Origin of the sequence: Haliea sp., assembly GCF_041395985.1 — a bacterium.
Classification (GTDB): domain Bacteria; phylum Pseudomonadota; class Gammaproteobacteria; order Pseudomonadales; family Halieaceae; genus Haliea.
The window spans coordinates 517,470-531,213 of the sequence record NZ_JAWKZJ010000001.1; the positions used below are offsets into that span (position 1 = coordinate 517,470).

Consider the following 13,744-nt stretch of genomic DNA (forward strand, 5'->3'; position numbering starts at 1 on the left):
AGCGGGTATCAGCTTTGTCAGTGAGTGTGCTTGCAGGGGGGCACCGGGTCGAGCCCACCCTCATGCCAGGGATGGCATTTGCCAAGCCGGCGCAGAGTGAGGTATGAGCCTCGGATAACGCCGTGCAAATCGATGGCTTCCTGAGCGTAGTGTGAGCAGCTCGGGTAAAATCGGCAGTGATTGCCCAGAAATGGGCTGATGGCGTAGCGGTACACAGCAATCAGGGCGATAAAGAGACGGCGCATCAGCGGTCTCGCGCGCCCGTGTGTGTCGCCTTGTGTCGTGACAGCTTTTGCCATTGTTCTCCCAGCGTGGCGAACAGTGAAGCGTTGTCCATATCGTCCAGGCCGCGGCGCGCCAGAAATACGATGTCCAGCGGGGCGCCGGTATCAGGCAGTTGCCTGAACGATTCCCTGACTATGCGTTTGATGCGATTGCGCTGTACCGCCTTGCGTACGTTCTTCTTGGCGATAACCAGCCCCAGCCGGCTGTGCAGACCGTCGGCAGGTCGCGCCAGCATCAGCAGATGACGGTGCGAGGCCTTTAGGGAGGCTCCATCGAAAACGGCCCGATATTGGGCCGCATTCAACAGGCGCCTGCATTTGCCGAAAGCGCCAGCACTCGGTTCGCACTCAGCGGCTGCGCCCACGAAGGCTCTCCCGCATCAGGCAGACAGGCGCTTGCGACCCTTCGCACGACGGCGGCTGAGGACCAGGCGGCCGTTCTTGGTGGCCATACGAGAGCGGAAGCCATGGGTGCGCTTGCGCTTCAGGACGCTGGGCTGAAATGTTCTTTTCATGACACTGTTCCAAATAGGAGGTAATAAATAGAAGGCTGACGCTTCACCCGCCCCGTGATCGGTACAGCACGGGGCGCTCGGTGGAGTACCGGGCCGCAAAAAGGTTGGGTATTCTAGAGAAACCCTGCGCCGAATTCAATGACAGCTTCGCGCTTTCTTTCTGCGCGAGTGCCGGCACTGGCAGCGCACGCGCCGCGCTCCGCTCCCCTGTGCCGGGAATGCCAGTTGCGGCGCGCCTTTCGGCAATCAGCGCACATCTTGCCCCGAACATATACACAGGTTATACACAGATCATGTGTTCACAGGTGGATCGATGCAGGGCCGCTCAAAAAACACCCAAAATAAACCCAAGTGTATGAAAAGTATAAAAAAATAAGTTTTAAAAAAAACCCGCCGAGGTGTGGATAACTCGCGGGTTCACGGGTATCATCGGCGCACCGGGATCGAAAAGCCCGGAAGTTTTTACAGCGCGAACTCACACTACGTGATGGGCGTAATCGTTGTTGTGAAGGTGGGATCAGGGCCTTCAAAGGGGAGAATTTTGCCAGACGTCATATGGCAGCAGTGTGTCAATCGTCTGCAGGACGAGTTGCCAAGCCAGCAGTTCAACACCTGGATTCGTCCGCTGCAGAGTCGCCAGCAAGGGCGACAGTTAACGCTGTTTGCACCCAACCGGTTTATCAAGGACTTCGTCAGCGACAAGTTTGCGCCCCGCATACGCGAGCTGTTGCAGCAGCTCGCGCCTGCCGAGGCACCGCAACTGGCCCTGGAGATTGGTCAGGCGCGAGAGCTTGAGCCTGTTGAGCCGGTTCGGGAGCTTCTGGGCGTGGTGCACAGCCGTGAGGAGTACAGTCCACCGGCCGTATCGGGTTACGCGGTCAACGGCGGTGGCGCTGCGCTGCGCAGTGTCGCGGCACCCAGAATCCAGGCAGTCGCAGCGCCGCAGCAGGAGTTCGGGCCGGCGGCAGCCGCCCTGCGGAGCAGGTCGCCCAGTGAAGATGCCCAGCAACCCAATCTTGTGGATTCCTATACCTTCGACAACTTTGTGGAGGGCAAGTCGAACCAGCTGGCCCTCGCGGCGGCCCGCCAGGTTGCCGAGAACCCGGGTGAAGCTTACAACCCGCTGTTTCTCTATGGCGGCGTCGGCCTGGGCAAAACCCACCTGATGCACGCCGTGGGTAACGCCCTCAAGCAGCAGAACCCCGAAGCCAAGGTGGTCTACCTGCACTCAGAGCGGTTTGTGGCCGATATGGTAAAGGCGCTGCAACTCAACGCGATCAGTGACTTCAAGCGCTATTACCGTTCGGTGGATGCGCTGCTGATTGACGACATTCAGTTTTTCGCCAAGAAAGACCGTTCGCAGGAAGAATTTTTCCACACCTTTAACGCCCTGCTTGAAGGGGGGCAGCAGATGATTCTCACCTGCGATCGCTACCCGAAGGAAATTGATGGCCTGGAAGAGCGTCTGAAATCCCGCTTTGGCTGGGGGCTGACGGTGGCGGTTGAGCCTCCTGAGCTGGAAACCCGGGTGGCCATCCTGATGAACAAGGCGGCGCAGTCGCGTATCACCCTGCCACCGGACGCCGCGTTTTTTATCGCCCAGCGCATTCGCTCCAATGTGAGAGAGCTGGAGGGTGCGCTGAAAAGAGTGATAGCGAGCGCTAACTTCACTGGAAAACCCGTCGATGTGGATCTGGTCAAAGAGAGTCTCAAGGATCTGCTCGCACTGCAGGACAAGCAGGTCAGCCTGGACAATATCCAGCGCACCGTCGCCGAGTACTACAAGATCAAGATCGCCGACCTGATGTCGCGCCGTCGCAGTCGCTCGGTTGCGAGGCCGCGCCAGGTGGCGATGGCCCTGGCCAAGGAGTTGACGAACCACAGCCTGCCGGAAATTGGCGACAGCTTTGGCGGCAGAGACCACACGACAGTGTTGCACGCATGCCGTAAAATAAAAGAACTTCGCGAAACCAACTCTGATATTCGGGAAGATTACAAAAACTTGCTGCGCTCACTCACAACGTAGGCGCGTTCGGAAGGAACCTGGATTTATGAAGTTCTCGATTTCACGGGATGCGTTGCTCAAGCCCCTTAATCTGGTTGCCGGCGTCGTCGAGCGCAGGCAGACCTTGCCCATTCTGTCCAACGTGTTACTCGTGCTGGAAGGCGATCAACTCTCATTAACTGGCACTGACCTGGAGGTTGAGTTGGTCGGGCGCGTGGCGCTACCCGCCCCGGCGTCTGCGCCCGGCGAGGTGACAGTTCCGGCGCGCAAACTGGTGGATATCTGCAAGTCGCTGCCGGAAGGCAGTGATATCCAGTTCACCGTGGAGGACGGCAAAGTCACGGTGCGCTCCGGGCGCAGCCGTTTCACGCTTTCGACGCTGCCTGCTCGCGAGTTTCCCGCTGTTGAAGAGGGGGTGGGTACGCATCGCTTTACGGTCAAGCAGGGCCAGTTACGCCGGCTGTTTGATCGCACGGCTTTTGCCATGGCACAGCAGGATGTCCGTTACTATCTGAACGGAATGTTGCTGGAACTCAAGGCGGGTCGCCTGCGGGTGGTCGCCACCGATGGTCACCGTCTGGCCATGTGTACCCTGCCCTCGCCGTTGCCTGTCGATGAGGACACCCAGGTGATTCTGCCGCGCAAAGGTGTACTTGAACTGTCTCGATTGCTGCTGGAAGAAGACGAGGACATCGTGGTGGTGCTGGGTAGCAACCATCTTCGCGCCACGACGGAGGGTTTTACCTTCACCTCCAAGCTGGTGGATGGCAAATTCCCCGATTACGAGCGTGTGCTGCCCCGTGCGGCTGACAAAATTGTGTTGGGCTCCCGCCTGGAGCTGCGTCAGGCCTTCACTCGCACGGCGATTCTTTCCAATGAAAAGTACCGGGGCGTGCGCCTGAAGGTGGCGACCGACGTTATCGAAATCGTGGCAAACAACCCCGAACAGGAACAGGCTGAAGAGCAGGTACCTGTTGATTACCAGGGCGACCCGGTCGAGATCGGCTTCAATGTCAGCTATCTGCTGGATGTTCTTGGTGTGCTGAGCGGCGAGCAGGTCAAACTCTCCCTGTCTGACCCCAACAGCAGTGCCTTGCTGGAAGAATCGGAAGATGGCGATTCCCTTTACGTTGTCATGCCGATGCGGTTGTAACAGCCGTTTTTGCTAACTCAATTACAGATCCACCACCTCCGTAATCTGTCCCAGGTCGCGCTGCGCGAGCTGGGACAGGTGAATATTTTCTACGGTCCCAATGGCAGCGGCAAAACCAGCATCCTCGAGTCGGTACACATGCTGGGCATGTCGCGCAGCTTCCGTGCGGGGACTCCTCGAACCCTGGTTACCCACGGTGAACAGCGTTGTACCGTATACGGTGTGACTGAGTTTGCGACCGCGGGGCAGCGGGCCTCGGTGGCCGTTCAGCGTGAGCTCAGCGGTGAGCTGCAGATCAAACTCGCGGGCGAGAAGCTGCGCTCGGTGGCCGAACTGGTAGCCCATCTGCCCCTGCAGGTCCTGAATGCGGCATCTTTTGATTTATTGACTGGCAGCCCGGCGGCGCGGCGCCAGTTCCTCAACTGGGGTGTGTTCCACGTGGAACAACGTTTCTTCAGTGAGTGGCAGCGATTCCAGCGGTGCGTAAAACAGCGCAATAAGCTCCTGCGGCGTGGTAAACTGGAGCATTCCGAGTTGTCAGTATGGACGCGGGAGCTGGCGGCTTCAGGAGAACAGATCCACCATTACCGTCAGGCCTACTTTGAAGTGCTGGCCCCTCGGTTTCGCGCCATAATGGCGGAGCTCTCGCCAGGGCTTACCGGGCTGGAGCTGCGCTATAGAAAGGGTTGGGACAAGTCCCTGGCCTATGGGGATGCGTTGGCGTCCAGTGAGGTCGCCGACAGTGAGCAGGGTTATACCCACGTCGGCCCCCAGCGTGCGGATCTTCGTGTGACGGTGTCCGGATACTCTGCGGCGGAGACGCTTTCGCGAGGACAGCAAAAACTGGTGGTGTGCGGCCTGAAGTTGGCGCAGGGGCAGATAATGGCTGAGTCTCAGCCCCGGGGTTGCGTCTATCTGGTGGATGACCTGCCGTCGGAGCTTGACGTTCAGCACTGCCGACAAGTCTGTGAGGCGTTGACGGCGCTGCAGGCACAGGTGTTTATCACCTGTGTAGACGCCAAGGATCTCGAGGGAATGTGGCCAGAGGGCGTGAACCCCATGATGTTCCACGTGGAACACGGTCGTGTGGTAGAGAGGTCGGCTACGGATCCGACCCAGGAGCAGCCCCCATCGGGCTGTACGTGAGCGATGTCTGGCTGAGCCCGATATCGAGACGCTATAAGCTGGCACCGCAACGGCGGGCCGGTAGTAGAGAGAAAAAGAGAGTTATCCATGAGTGACAACGAGCAAAGCTACGATTCCTCGAGCATCAAGGTCCTGAAGGGCCTTGATGCGGTCCGTAAACGCCCCGGCATGTACATTGGTGACACTGACGACGGCACGGGCTTGCACCATATGGTGTTTGAGCTCGTGGATAACTCGATTGATGAGGCGCTTGCCGGGCACTGTAGCCGGGTCGATATCGTGATACACCCCGATGAATCGGTCACAGTCAGTGATGACGGGCGCGGAATTCCCACGGAAATGCACGAGGAAGGGGTATCTGCGGCGGAAGTCATCATGACCGTGCTGCACGCTGGCGGCAAATTCGATGACAACACCTACAAGGTGTCCGGCGGCTTGCACGGTGTTGGGGTCTCCGTAGTCAACGCCCTGTCGCGGGAGCTGGTGCTGACCATCCGGCGAGAAGGAAAACGCTACGAACAGGTCTATCATCATGGGGTGCCACAGGCACCCCTGGCGGTGATCGGTGAAACCGAAGGCACCGGCACCTCTGTGCGCTTCCACCCCTCCCCGGATACGTTCACCAATATCCAGTTCCATTTTGACCAGCTGGCCAAGCGTCTGCGCGAACTCGCGTTCCTGAACTCCGGTGTGAACATTCGATTAAAGGACGAGCGCTCGGGCCGTGAGGAAAATTACTGCTACGACGGTGGCCTCCGCGCTTTTGTCGACTACCTGAACAACAATAAAACCCCGGTAAACAAGCCCTTCCACTTCCAGGTGGATCTGGAGGACGGTATCGGTGTTGAAGTGGCACTGCAGTGGAATGACTCCTTTTCGGAAAACATCTTCTGTTACACCAACAACATTCCCCAGAGAGACGGCGGCACCCACCTCGCGGGCTTCCGTGCGGCGCTGACCCGCAGCCTGAACACCTATATCGAACGCGAGGGTATGGCGAAGAAGGCCAAGGTGTCCACCACCGGCGACGACGCGCGGGAAGGCTTGACGGCCATTATCTCGGTCAAAGTGCCGGATCCGAAGTTTTCTTCGCAGACCAAAGACAAGCTGGTTTCTTCCGAAGTGAAGACCGCAGTTGAACAGGCGATGAATGCCCACTTCAACGACTATCTACTGGAAAACCCCGGTGAAGCGAAGGCCGTTGTCGGCAAGATGCTGGATGCCGCCCGGGCCCGCGAAGCAGCTCGCAAGGCCCGCGAAATGACCCGGCGCAAGGGGGCTCTGGATATCGCCGGCCTGCCGGGCAAACTGGCCGACTGCCAGGAGAAAGATCCTGCGCTGTCGGAAATTTACCTGGTTGAGGGAGACTCTGCTGGCGGCTCTGCCAAGCAGGGCAGAAACCGCAAGTTCCAGGCGATCCTGCCCCTGAAGGGCAAGATTCTCAATGTGGAGAAAGCCCGCTTTGACAAGATGCTGGGTTCGGCCGAGGTGGGCACCATCGTCACCGCGCTGGGTTGCGGCATTGGCAAGGACGAGTTTAATCCGGAAAAGTTGCGTTACCACAGCATCATCATCATGACCGACGCGGATGTCGATGGCTCGCACATTCGCACGCTGTTGCTGACTTTCTTTTTCCGCCAGATGCGCGAGCTGATCGAGCGCGGACACATCTTTATTGCGCAACCGCCGCTGTACAAGATATCCCGCGGCAAACAGGGGCAGTACCTGAAGGATGATGAAGCGCTGAACCGCTATCTGACCCAGGCCGCACTGGAAGGTGCCGCGATTATCGTCAATCCCGAGGCACCGCCGATCTCCGGTGCGGGTCTCGAGGAGCTGGTGGAGAGCTTCCGCAAGGTGGCGGCAACCATAGAACGCCTCGGCAGGCTGTACGCGCCACCGGTGCTCTGGCAGATGGTGTACGGCAGCAGCCTGTTGCCTGAGGACATGCGTGACGAAGCCGCTGTGATCGCCTTCGCGGAGCAGCTTAGTGAGCGCTTACAAACCGTGGCGCCCAAGGGTGCCGTGTATACCGTGAGCGTGCGCCGCGATCAGGAACGGCAGACCCACTACCCGGTGGTCAAGCTGCTGGCGCACGGCGTTGAAACAGAAACCGAGTACCGCCACGAATTCTTTTCATCGGGCGAGTACCGCAGCCTGATTGCCCTGGGCGAAACCCTGAACACGCTCATCGACGAAGACGGCTATTTCAAGCGCGGAGATAAGACCTTCCCCACCCGCAGCTTCGAGGAGGGCCTCAGCTGGCTGATGGCGGAGGCGCGCAAGGGCTACAATATCCAGCGCTACAAAGGCCTGGGCGAAATGAACCCGGAGCAGCTCTGGGAAACCACCATGGATCCGGAGGCCCGGCGTATGCTGCAGGTGACGATTGAGGACGCCATCGCCGCAGACCAGATCTTCACCACGCTGATGGGTGATCACGTGGAACCCCGTCGCGAGTTCATCGAGCAGAACGCGCTGTCGGTGGCTAACCTCGACGTGTAGCCGGGCCATGTCCTCCCCTGCGGCTGCGACCCCCATCGAACTCTGCGGCATCGCCATCCGCGAGCGCTCCGCTGCGCCCATGCAGAAGCTGTCCGCCGCGAGGGTGACACGTGGGGCCGGTGTCGAAGGTGATGCGCGCGGTCGTCCCGGCAAACGCCAGGTGACGGTACTCAGCCTTGAAAGCTGGAACGCCGCCTGCGCGGAGCTCGGGGTGAACTTGTGCTGGACCCAGCGTCGCGCCAATCTGCTGGTGAGCGGCGTCGAATTCGGGCCGGACTCGGTAGGGCAACATCTGCAGCTTGGCAGCCTGACCCTGGAGGTCACCCGCGAAACGGATCCCTGCCGGCGCATGGATGCCGCTTATCAGGGCCTGCAGGCGGCATTGGCACCGGACTGGCGCGGCGGCGTCTGTTGCCGGGTGCTCAGCGATGGCGAGCTCACAGTGGGCCTGCGCGGACTGCTTGTGCCCGGGCCCCTGCAGGGCGCACTGCAGCTGACGTGATCATACCGCCAGGGCTGGACCTAGCGACGACCCTCGGCCTGTTGGCCTGCTCCGCACTCACTTCACTGTTCACCGCAAGCCTGGGCGCCGGCGGCGGCGTGCTGCTGCTGTTGCTGCTCGCGCTCTTTTTGCCGCCAGCGGTGATTATTCCCGTCCACGGCCTGATCCAGCTGGGCTCGAACGGCGGGCGCGCGGCCCTGACCTGGCGCCATATCGACTGGCGGCTGATGCGCGCCTTTGCCCCCGGTGTCGTTCTCGGCGTTGTCGCAGGCGCCCTGCTGCTGGTCACGTTGCCCGCCGCAGTCTGGCAGCTGGCCATTGGCCTTTTCGTGCTTTACCTCTGCTGGGGGCCGCCCCTGCCACGAGCGGCTTTGGGAAGTGCGGGCCTGTTTATTGCGGCAACGCTCAGCAGTTTCGCCAGCCTGTTCGTCGGTGCGACCGGGCCGCTGGTGGCTGCCTTTATCAAGCAGACCCAGACAGACCGTTTTCGCACCGTGGCCACCTTCGCCTTCGCCATGGTGCTGCAACACGCTCCCAAGCTGCTGGTGTTCGGCGCCGCCGGGTTTGTGTTTCGCGACTGGCTCGGCTTCGCTGTCGCCATGATTGGCGCGGGATTTGTGGGTACCTGGTGTGGTGTGCGTCTGCTGGGCACCGTCAGTGACCAACGCTTCACCCGGTTGCTCAATATCGTACTGACGGTGCTGGCCCTGCGCCTGCTGTGGCTGGCGTCAGCTGCGCTGCTGGTACAGGGCGAAGGGTTGCCGGGGTCAGTCAGTCCGCAGTAAACAGCAGGCGTGTATGCCCCGCTGCGTCGAGCACGTCAAAGACGGGCCGCAGGGACATGCCAATGCGCATGGCATCCGGCGCGACACCCGTGAGCGCGGTGTTCATGTTGAACCCCTCGTTGAAGGTGACAACAGCGAGGTTCTGCGGTTCGGCGCCCGCAAACCCGGGCAGCGTGGGCACTCGGGCGATGGTGAAGGTGCACAGGGTTGCTCTGCCGGAGACCTCGGTCCATGCCAGATCCTGCGCGGCGCAGTGGGTGCAGTGCCGCCGGGGATAGAACACCCAGCCGCCGCAGGCCTGGCAGCGCGGGATCATGATGCGACGCTCGCGCAGACCTTCCCAGAAGGGCCGGGTGATGTCGGTGGGTCGTGGAATCAATGCGTTCATGCTCAGGCTCCCGTCAGGATCAGCGCGCCCTGCTCACTCATCACGCCTCCGGTGCCGGAGACAAACGCGGTATCGTGGCGGCGCAGCTGCCGTTCGCCAGCGGTGCCGCGTATCTGGGTCACCGCCTCGATAAGCTGTGACATGCCGCCGGCTGTGCCTGCCTGGCCAAAGGACAGTTGTCCGCCGTGGGTGTTCAGTGGGAAGTCGCCGCGCCAGGTCAGGTCGTGGTCGCGCACAAAGGCCATACCCTCGCCCTTGGCGCAAAACCCGGCATCCTCCAGGCTGAGCAGGACGGTGATGGTGTAGCAGTCATAGATTTGCGCCATATCCATATCGGCGGGCTGCATACCCGCCATCAGGAAGGCGCGCTGTGCTGCGCGCGCAATGGGGGTAACGGTCATGTCGCGGGCGTAGCTGGGGGACTTGAAGTCCAGCTGTTCCCCGCAGCCGCGTATCAGGACCGGTCGATGGCGGCATTCGCGCGCCAGGTCGTCGGCGGCGACGATAAACGCGGCGCCACCCGCCACCGGCATCACAATCTCGAGGATGTGCAGGGGGTCCGCCACCATCTTGCTGTTCAGCACGTCTTCCACGCTGATCGGCTGCCCATAGAACAGCGCTTCGGGGTTGGCTTGTGCGTTGCTCCGCTGCGCCACGGCAATGCCCGCCATGGCAGCGGCGTCGTAGCCGTAGCGGTGCGCGTACTGCTGGGCGATCATGGCGTACCCGGTATTCTGGCCGACATGACCGTAGGGCAGGTCGAACTCGGCTTCCGGGGCGCCAAAGCAGCCGCTGTGTGCGCCGAGCTGCATGGCCGCTGCGACAGCCGCCGGGTCTGCGTCCGGGTCTGGCGGTGCGAGACGGCCGGGTAGCACGCAGAGCACGGCGCGGCACAATCCCAGCTGTATTGCCGCGGCTGCTCGCCACGCCATGGCCACCGCGCTGGTACCACCGAGGTCCACGGTTTCGGCGAAGCCCACCTGCAGTCCCAGGTACTCCGCCACTACCGCGGGCACAAAGGCGGTCGCCTCGTTGAAATGGGCCCCGTTCACGGCCAGCCCGTCGATGTCACGCAGGGTAAGACCGGCGTCAATCAGCGCCAGCCGCGCCAGGTCGGCAATCTGCTCAAGGTGGAACATCTGTGGTGCCGTCGCGTATTTTTCCGGCCGGTACTGGGCGCAGCCCACAATCGCTGCCTTGCCTGTCAAGCTCACGGGTATACCCCTCTTCATGCCGTTTGCGTGCGTCGGGGATGATGGGACAGAACCGCTCCGCGCCCAAGTGTTGTGGCCAGAATCCGGCGCCGAAACCGCAGCCCGGATTGGCGAAATAAACCGCGTGCGAGGAAAATCGCAACGCGGAGCACGGTGGCCATTTCATTGACCTCACGCATGGCGTCGCGGTGCGATCTTGTGGACTCTCCCGCGCAAACCGGCACCTTGCAGCCGCCGCGTCGAGGGATTGCAACACTATATCTGGTGCCCGCCCCAAAAAAGTGCCCTGTATATGGGGCTATTGTCTTGCCCTCACCCGCCAGCTTCGCGCACACTAGGGCGGCTGCCAGTCGATACGGGGAAGGGGTCATGGGAGAAGTGGTCAAGGCATTGCACACGGTTGTGGATATCGGGCTTCAGGACGCCTCACTGGATATCTGGGACAAGAAATACCGTCTGCAGGATCGCAACGGCAAACCGGTCGACAAGGATATTGCCGACACCCTGAAACGCATAGCCCGGGCACTCGCCGACGTCGAGGAGACAGACGCGGCGCGCAAACACTGGTACCAGCGCTTCCTGTGGGCCCTGCAGAACGGCGCACTGCCCGCCGGGCGGATCATTTCCAATGCGGGTGCCGGGGCCTACAAACCTGCCACCTCGACCATCAACTGCACCGTGTCCGGCAGCATCACCGACTCCATGGACGACATCCTGCAAAAGAACCATGAAGCCGGCATGACGCTGAAGGCTGGCTGTGGCATCGGCTACGAGTTTTCCACCCTGCGTCCCCGCGGGGCCTACGTCAGCGGGGCGGGTGCCTACACCTCCGGCCCGCTGTCCTTTATGGATATCTACGATCGCATGTGCTTCACCGTGTCGTCGGCTGGTGGTCGGCGCGGGGCGCAGATGGGCACTTTCGATATCCACCACCCCGATGTGATGGACTTTATCCGCGCCAAGCGCGAAGACGGCCGCCTGCGCCAGTTCAACCTGAGCCTGCTGATTACCGACGAGTTTATCGAGGCAGTCAAGGCCGAGGCGGACTGGGCGCTGAGTTTCCCGATGACGGTCAAGGAAGTGGAGGAAGCGGGCCTCGACCTGGACAATGACAGCAGCATCGTGTGGCGCCATTTCCCGGTGACCGGGGGTTACGTCAGCAATGACCGGGGCGAGGTCGCCTGCCGCATCTACAAGACGGTGCCCGCGCGCCGCCTGTGGGACATGATCATGGCCTCCACCTACGATTTTGCCGAACCCGGCTTCATTCTGATTGACCGCGTCAATCAGATGAACAACAACTGGTGGCTGGAAGATATCCGCGCGACGAACCCCTGCGGTGAACAACCCCTCCCCCCCTACGGCAGCTGTCTGCTGGGCTCCATCAACCTGACCCGTCTGGTGCTGGATCCCTTCACCGACAAAGCGCGTTTCGATTGGGAACGGTATCGCGATGTGGTTGCCGTATTCACGCGTATGCTGGACAACGTGGTCGAGATCAACGGCCTGCCGCTGCCGCAGCAGCGGCATGAGATTGCCTACAAGCGGCGTCACGGCATGGGTTTCCTCGGCCTGGGATCGACCATCACCATGCTCGGTATGTCTTACGGCGACGAGGATTCCCTCGTTTTCACCGAAGAGGTTGCCCGCGAAATGGCACTGGTCGGCTGGGAGCAGGCGGTACAGCTGGCGGAAGAAAAGGGCCCGGCACCGATCATGGATGACCTGTTCGAGGTGACGCCGGAAATGCTGGCGGCCCGCCCGGAGATGCGGCGCGATGGCATCGCCGTCGGTGATCGCCTGCCGGGGCGGGTGTTGCACGCGCGCTACAGCCGCTACATGCAGCGGGTTGCCGAGGCGGCGCCAGAGCTGGTGGAGCGCATAGCAGAGCGCGGCGCGCGCTTTACCCACCACTCGTCCATTGCGCCAACGGGCACCATCTCCCTGTCGTTGGCGAACAACGCCAGCAACGGGATCGAGCCGAGCTTCGCCCACCATTACGCGCGCAACGTGATCCGTACGGGGCGCAAGAGCAAGGAAAAGGTGGATGTGTTTTCCTTCGAACTGCTGGCCTATCGCAGCCTGGTCAATCCACGGGCCATGCCCTACAGCGAGCGGGAAGAGGAAAAACTGCCCGATTACTTTGTCGTTGCCGACAGCGTGACCCCCAAGCAGCACGTGGACATCCAGGCCGCAGCGCAAAAGTGGGTGGATTCCTCCATTTCCAAAACCGCCAACGTGCCCACGGACTACCCCTTCGAGGACTTCAAGGACATCTACCTCTACGCCCACGCCCAGGGCCTCAAGGGGTGCACCACGTTCCGCTTCAACCCCGAGGCGTTCCAGGGTGTTCTGGTGAAAGAGCAGGACCTGGAGAACACCCTCTACCAGTTCACCCTGGAAGATGGTTCTACTATAGAACTTAAAGGCAACGAGCAGGTGGAGTACGATGGCGAGATGCACACCGCTGCCAACCTGTTCGACGCCCTGAAAGAAGGTTACTACGGCAAGTTCTGAGCCGGGAGACAGCAATGACGGTCAAGATTGGCAGCAAAATAGTCAGTTACAAAGTGGTACCGAAGGGCGCGACGCCGGAGCCGGTAGCGGGCGAGCGCGATGCCGTGCCGGCCAGCAACGTGGTGCACATGCACGAGTCGTTCCAGCGTCCGGAACGCCTGGTGGGGTCAACCTACAAGGTGAAAACCCCGATGTCGGAACACGCGCTGTACATCACGGTGAACGATGTCATCCTCAATGAGGGCACCGAACACGAACTGCGGCGCCCTTTCGAAGTGTTCATCAACTCCAAGAACATGGAGCACTTCCAGTGGGTGGTCGCCCTTACCCGGCTGATTTCGGCGGTGTTTCGCAAGGGCGGTGATGCCACATTCCTGGTCGAGGAGCTGAAGGCGGTATTCGATCCGCGCGGGGGCTACTTCAAGAAAGGTGGCGTGTTCATGCCGTCGATCGTCGCGGAGATTGGCTACGCCATCGAAGACCATATGAAGCATATAGGGCTGATCGACAGCAAACTGGATGAGCACCAGCAGAAGTTTATCGAAGAGAAGCGCCGGGAGCTGATGGGCGAAAGTGCCAACACGGCAACGGATGAATCGGCATCAACGGAAGCCACCGGCTTTCCTCCCGGCGCAAGCCTCTGCTACAAGTGCAACACCAAGGCGGTTGTGCTTATGGATGGCTGTATGACCTGCCTGAACTGTGCCGATTCCAAGTGCGGGTAACGGCA

At 61.0% G+C, this 13,744-nt stretch carries 13 protein-coding genes; 8 read left to right on the top strand and 5 right to left on the bottom strand.

From position 1 onward, the window contains the following. Positions 1–17 precede the first annotated feature (17 nt). From yidD to rpmH, 3 genes are read right to left on the bottom strand one after another with little or no spacing between them, the layout of a single operon-like run. The gene (gene yidD / locus R3E49_RS02355) at positions 18–299 is read right to left on the bottom strand and encodes a membrane protein insertion efficiency factor YidD (protein WP_371293565.1); all 282 of its coding nucleotides are present in this window, start codon (positions 297–299) and stop codon (positions 18–20) included. Continuing rightward, positions 245–649 (bottom strand): ribonuclease P protein component, encoded by a 405-nt coding sequence (rnpA, locus tag R3E49_RS02360; RefSeq protein ID WP_371293567.1) that lies wholly within the window; start codon positions 647–649, stop codon positions 245–247. Before rnpA ends, yidD begins: the two co-directional genes overlap by 55 nt. A 15-nt stretch (positions 650–664) precedes the next feature. Then, a complete protein-coding gene (gene rpmH, locus R3E49_RS02365) occupies positions 665–799 on the bottom strand; it encodes a 50S ribosomal protein L34 (protein ID WP_027949988.1) in 135 nt (44 codons plus the stop codon). Positions 800–1,340: 541 nt separating this feature from the next. Here rpmH and dnaA point away from each other — a divergent pair. From dnaA to R3E49_RS02395, 6 genes are all read left to right on the top strand, one after another. Next, complete coding sequence (gene dnaA, locus R3E49_RS02370) at positions 1,341–2,825, top strand: chromosomal replication initiator protein DnaA (RefSeq protein ID WP_371293568.1); 1,485 nt, start codon at positions 1,341–1,343, stop codon at positions 2,823–2,825. A 25-nt stretch (positions 2,826–2,850) separates the two neighbouring features. Further along, positions 2,851–3,957, top strand: coding sequence for a DNA polymerase III subunit beta (gene dnaN, locus R3E49_RS02375; protein WP_371293569.1), 1,107 nt, complete (start codon positions 2,851–2,853; stop codon positions 3,955–3,957). A 9-nt stretch (positions 3,958–3,966) separates the two neighbouring features. Beyond that, a complete protein-coding gene (gene recF / locus R3E49_RS02380; protein ID WP_371293570.1) occupies positions 3,967–5,103 on the top strand; it encodes a DNA replication/repair protein RecF in 1,137 nt (378 codons plus the stop codon). An 87-nt stretch (positions 5,104–5,190) separates the two neighbouring features. Then, a complete protein-coding gene (gene gyrB, locus R3E49_RS02385) occupies positions 5,191–7,608 on the top strand; it encodes a DNA topoisomerase (ATP-hydrolyzing) subunit B (RefSeq protein ID WP_290740889.1) in 2,418 nt (805 codons plus the stop codon). 7 nt (positions 7,609–7,615) lie between these two features. After that, positions 7,616–8,110, top strand: coding sequence for an MOSC domain-containing protein (locus tag R3E49_RS02390; protein ID WP_371293571.1), 495 nt, complete (start codon positions 7,616–7,618; stop codon positions 8,108–8,110). Next, complete coding sequence (locus R3E49_RS02395; protein ID WP_371293572.1) at positions 8,107–8,895, top strand: sulfite exporter TauE/SafE family protein; 789 nt, start codon at positions 8,107–8,109, stop codon at positions 8,893–8,895. Before R3E49_RS02390 ends, R3E49_RS02395 begins: the two co-directional genes overlap by 4 nt. Here R3E49_RS02395 and R3E49_RS02400 read toward each other — a convergent pair. Next, entirely contained in the window at positions 8,882–9,283 is a 402-nt protein-coding gene (locus R3E49_RS02400; RefSeq protein ID WP_371293573.1) for a Zn-ribbon domain-containing OB-fold protein, read from the bottom strand. The two genes, R3E49_RS02395 and R3E49_RS02400, sit on opposite strands and share 14 nt — an antisense overlap. A gap of 2 nt (positions 9,284–9,285) precedes the next feature. Further along, positions 9,286–10,497, bottom strand: coding sequence for a thiolase family protein (locus R3E49_RS02405; protein ID WP_371293574.1), 1,212 nt, complete (start codon positions 10,495–10,497; stop codon positions 9,286–9,288). 369 nt (positions 10,498–10,866) lie between these two features. On the opposite strand from R3E49_RS02405, the gene R3E49_RS02410 reads away from it, so the two are divergent. Further along, positions 10,867–13,014 carry an adenosylcobalamin-dependent ribonucleoside-diphosphate reductase gene (locus R3E49_RS02410; RefSeq protein WP_371293575.1) on the top strand — a complete coding sequence of 716 codons (2,148 nt, stop codon included), beginning with the start codon at positions 10,867–10,869 and terminating at the stop codon, positions 13,012–13,014. Positions 13,015–13,028: 14 nt separating this feature from the next. After that, complete coding sequence (locus R3E49_RS02415; protein WP_371293576.1) at positions 13,029–13,739, top strand: NrdJb; 711 nt, start codon at positions 13,029–13,031, stop codon at positions 13,737–13,739. Positions 13,740–13,744: the final 5 nt, after the last annotated feature.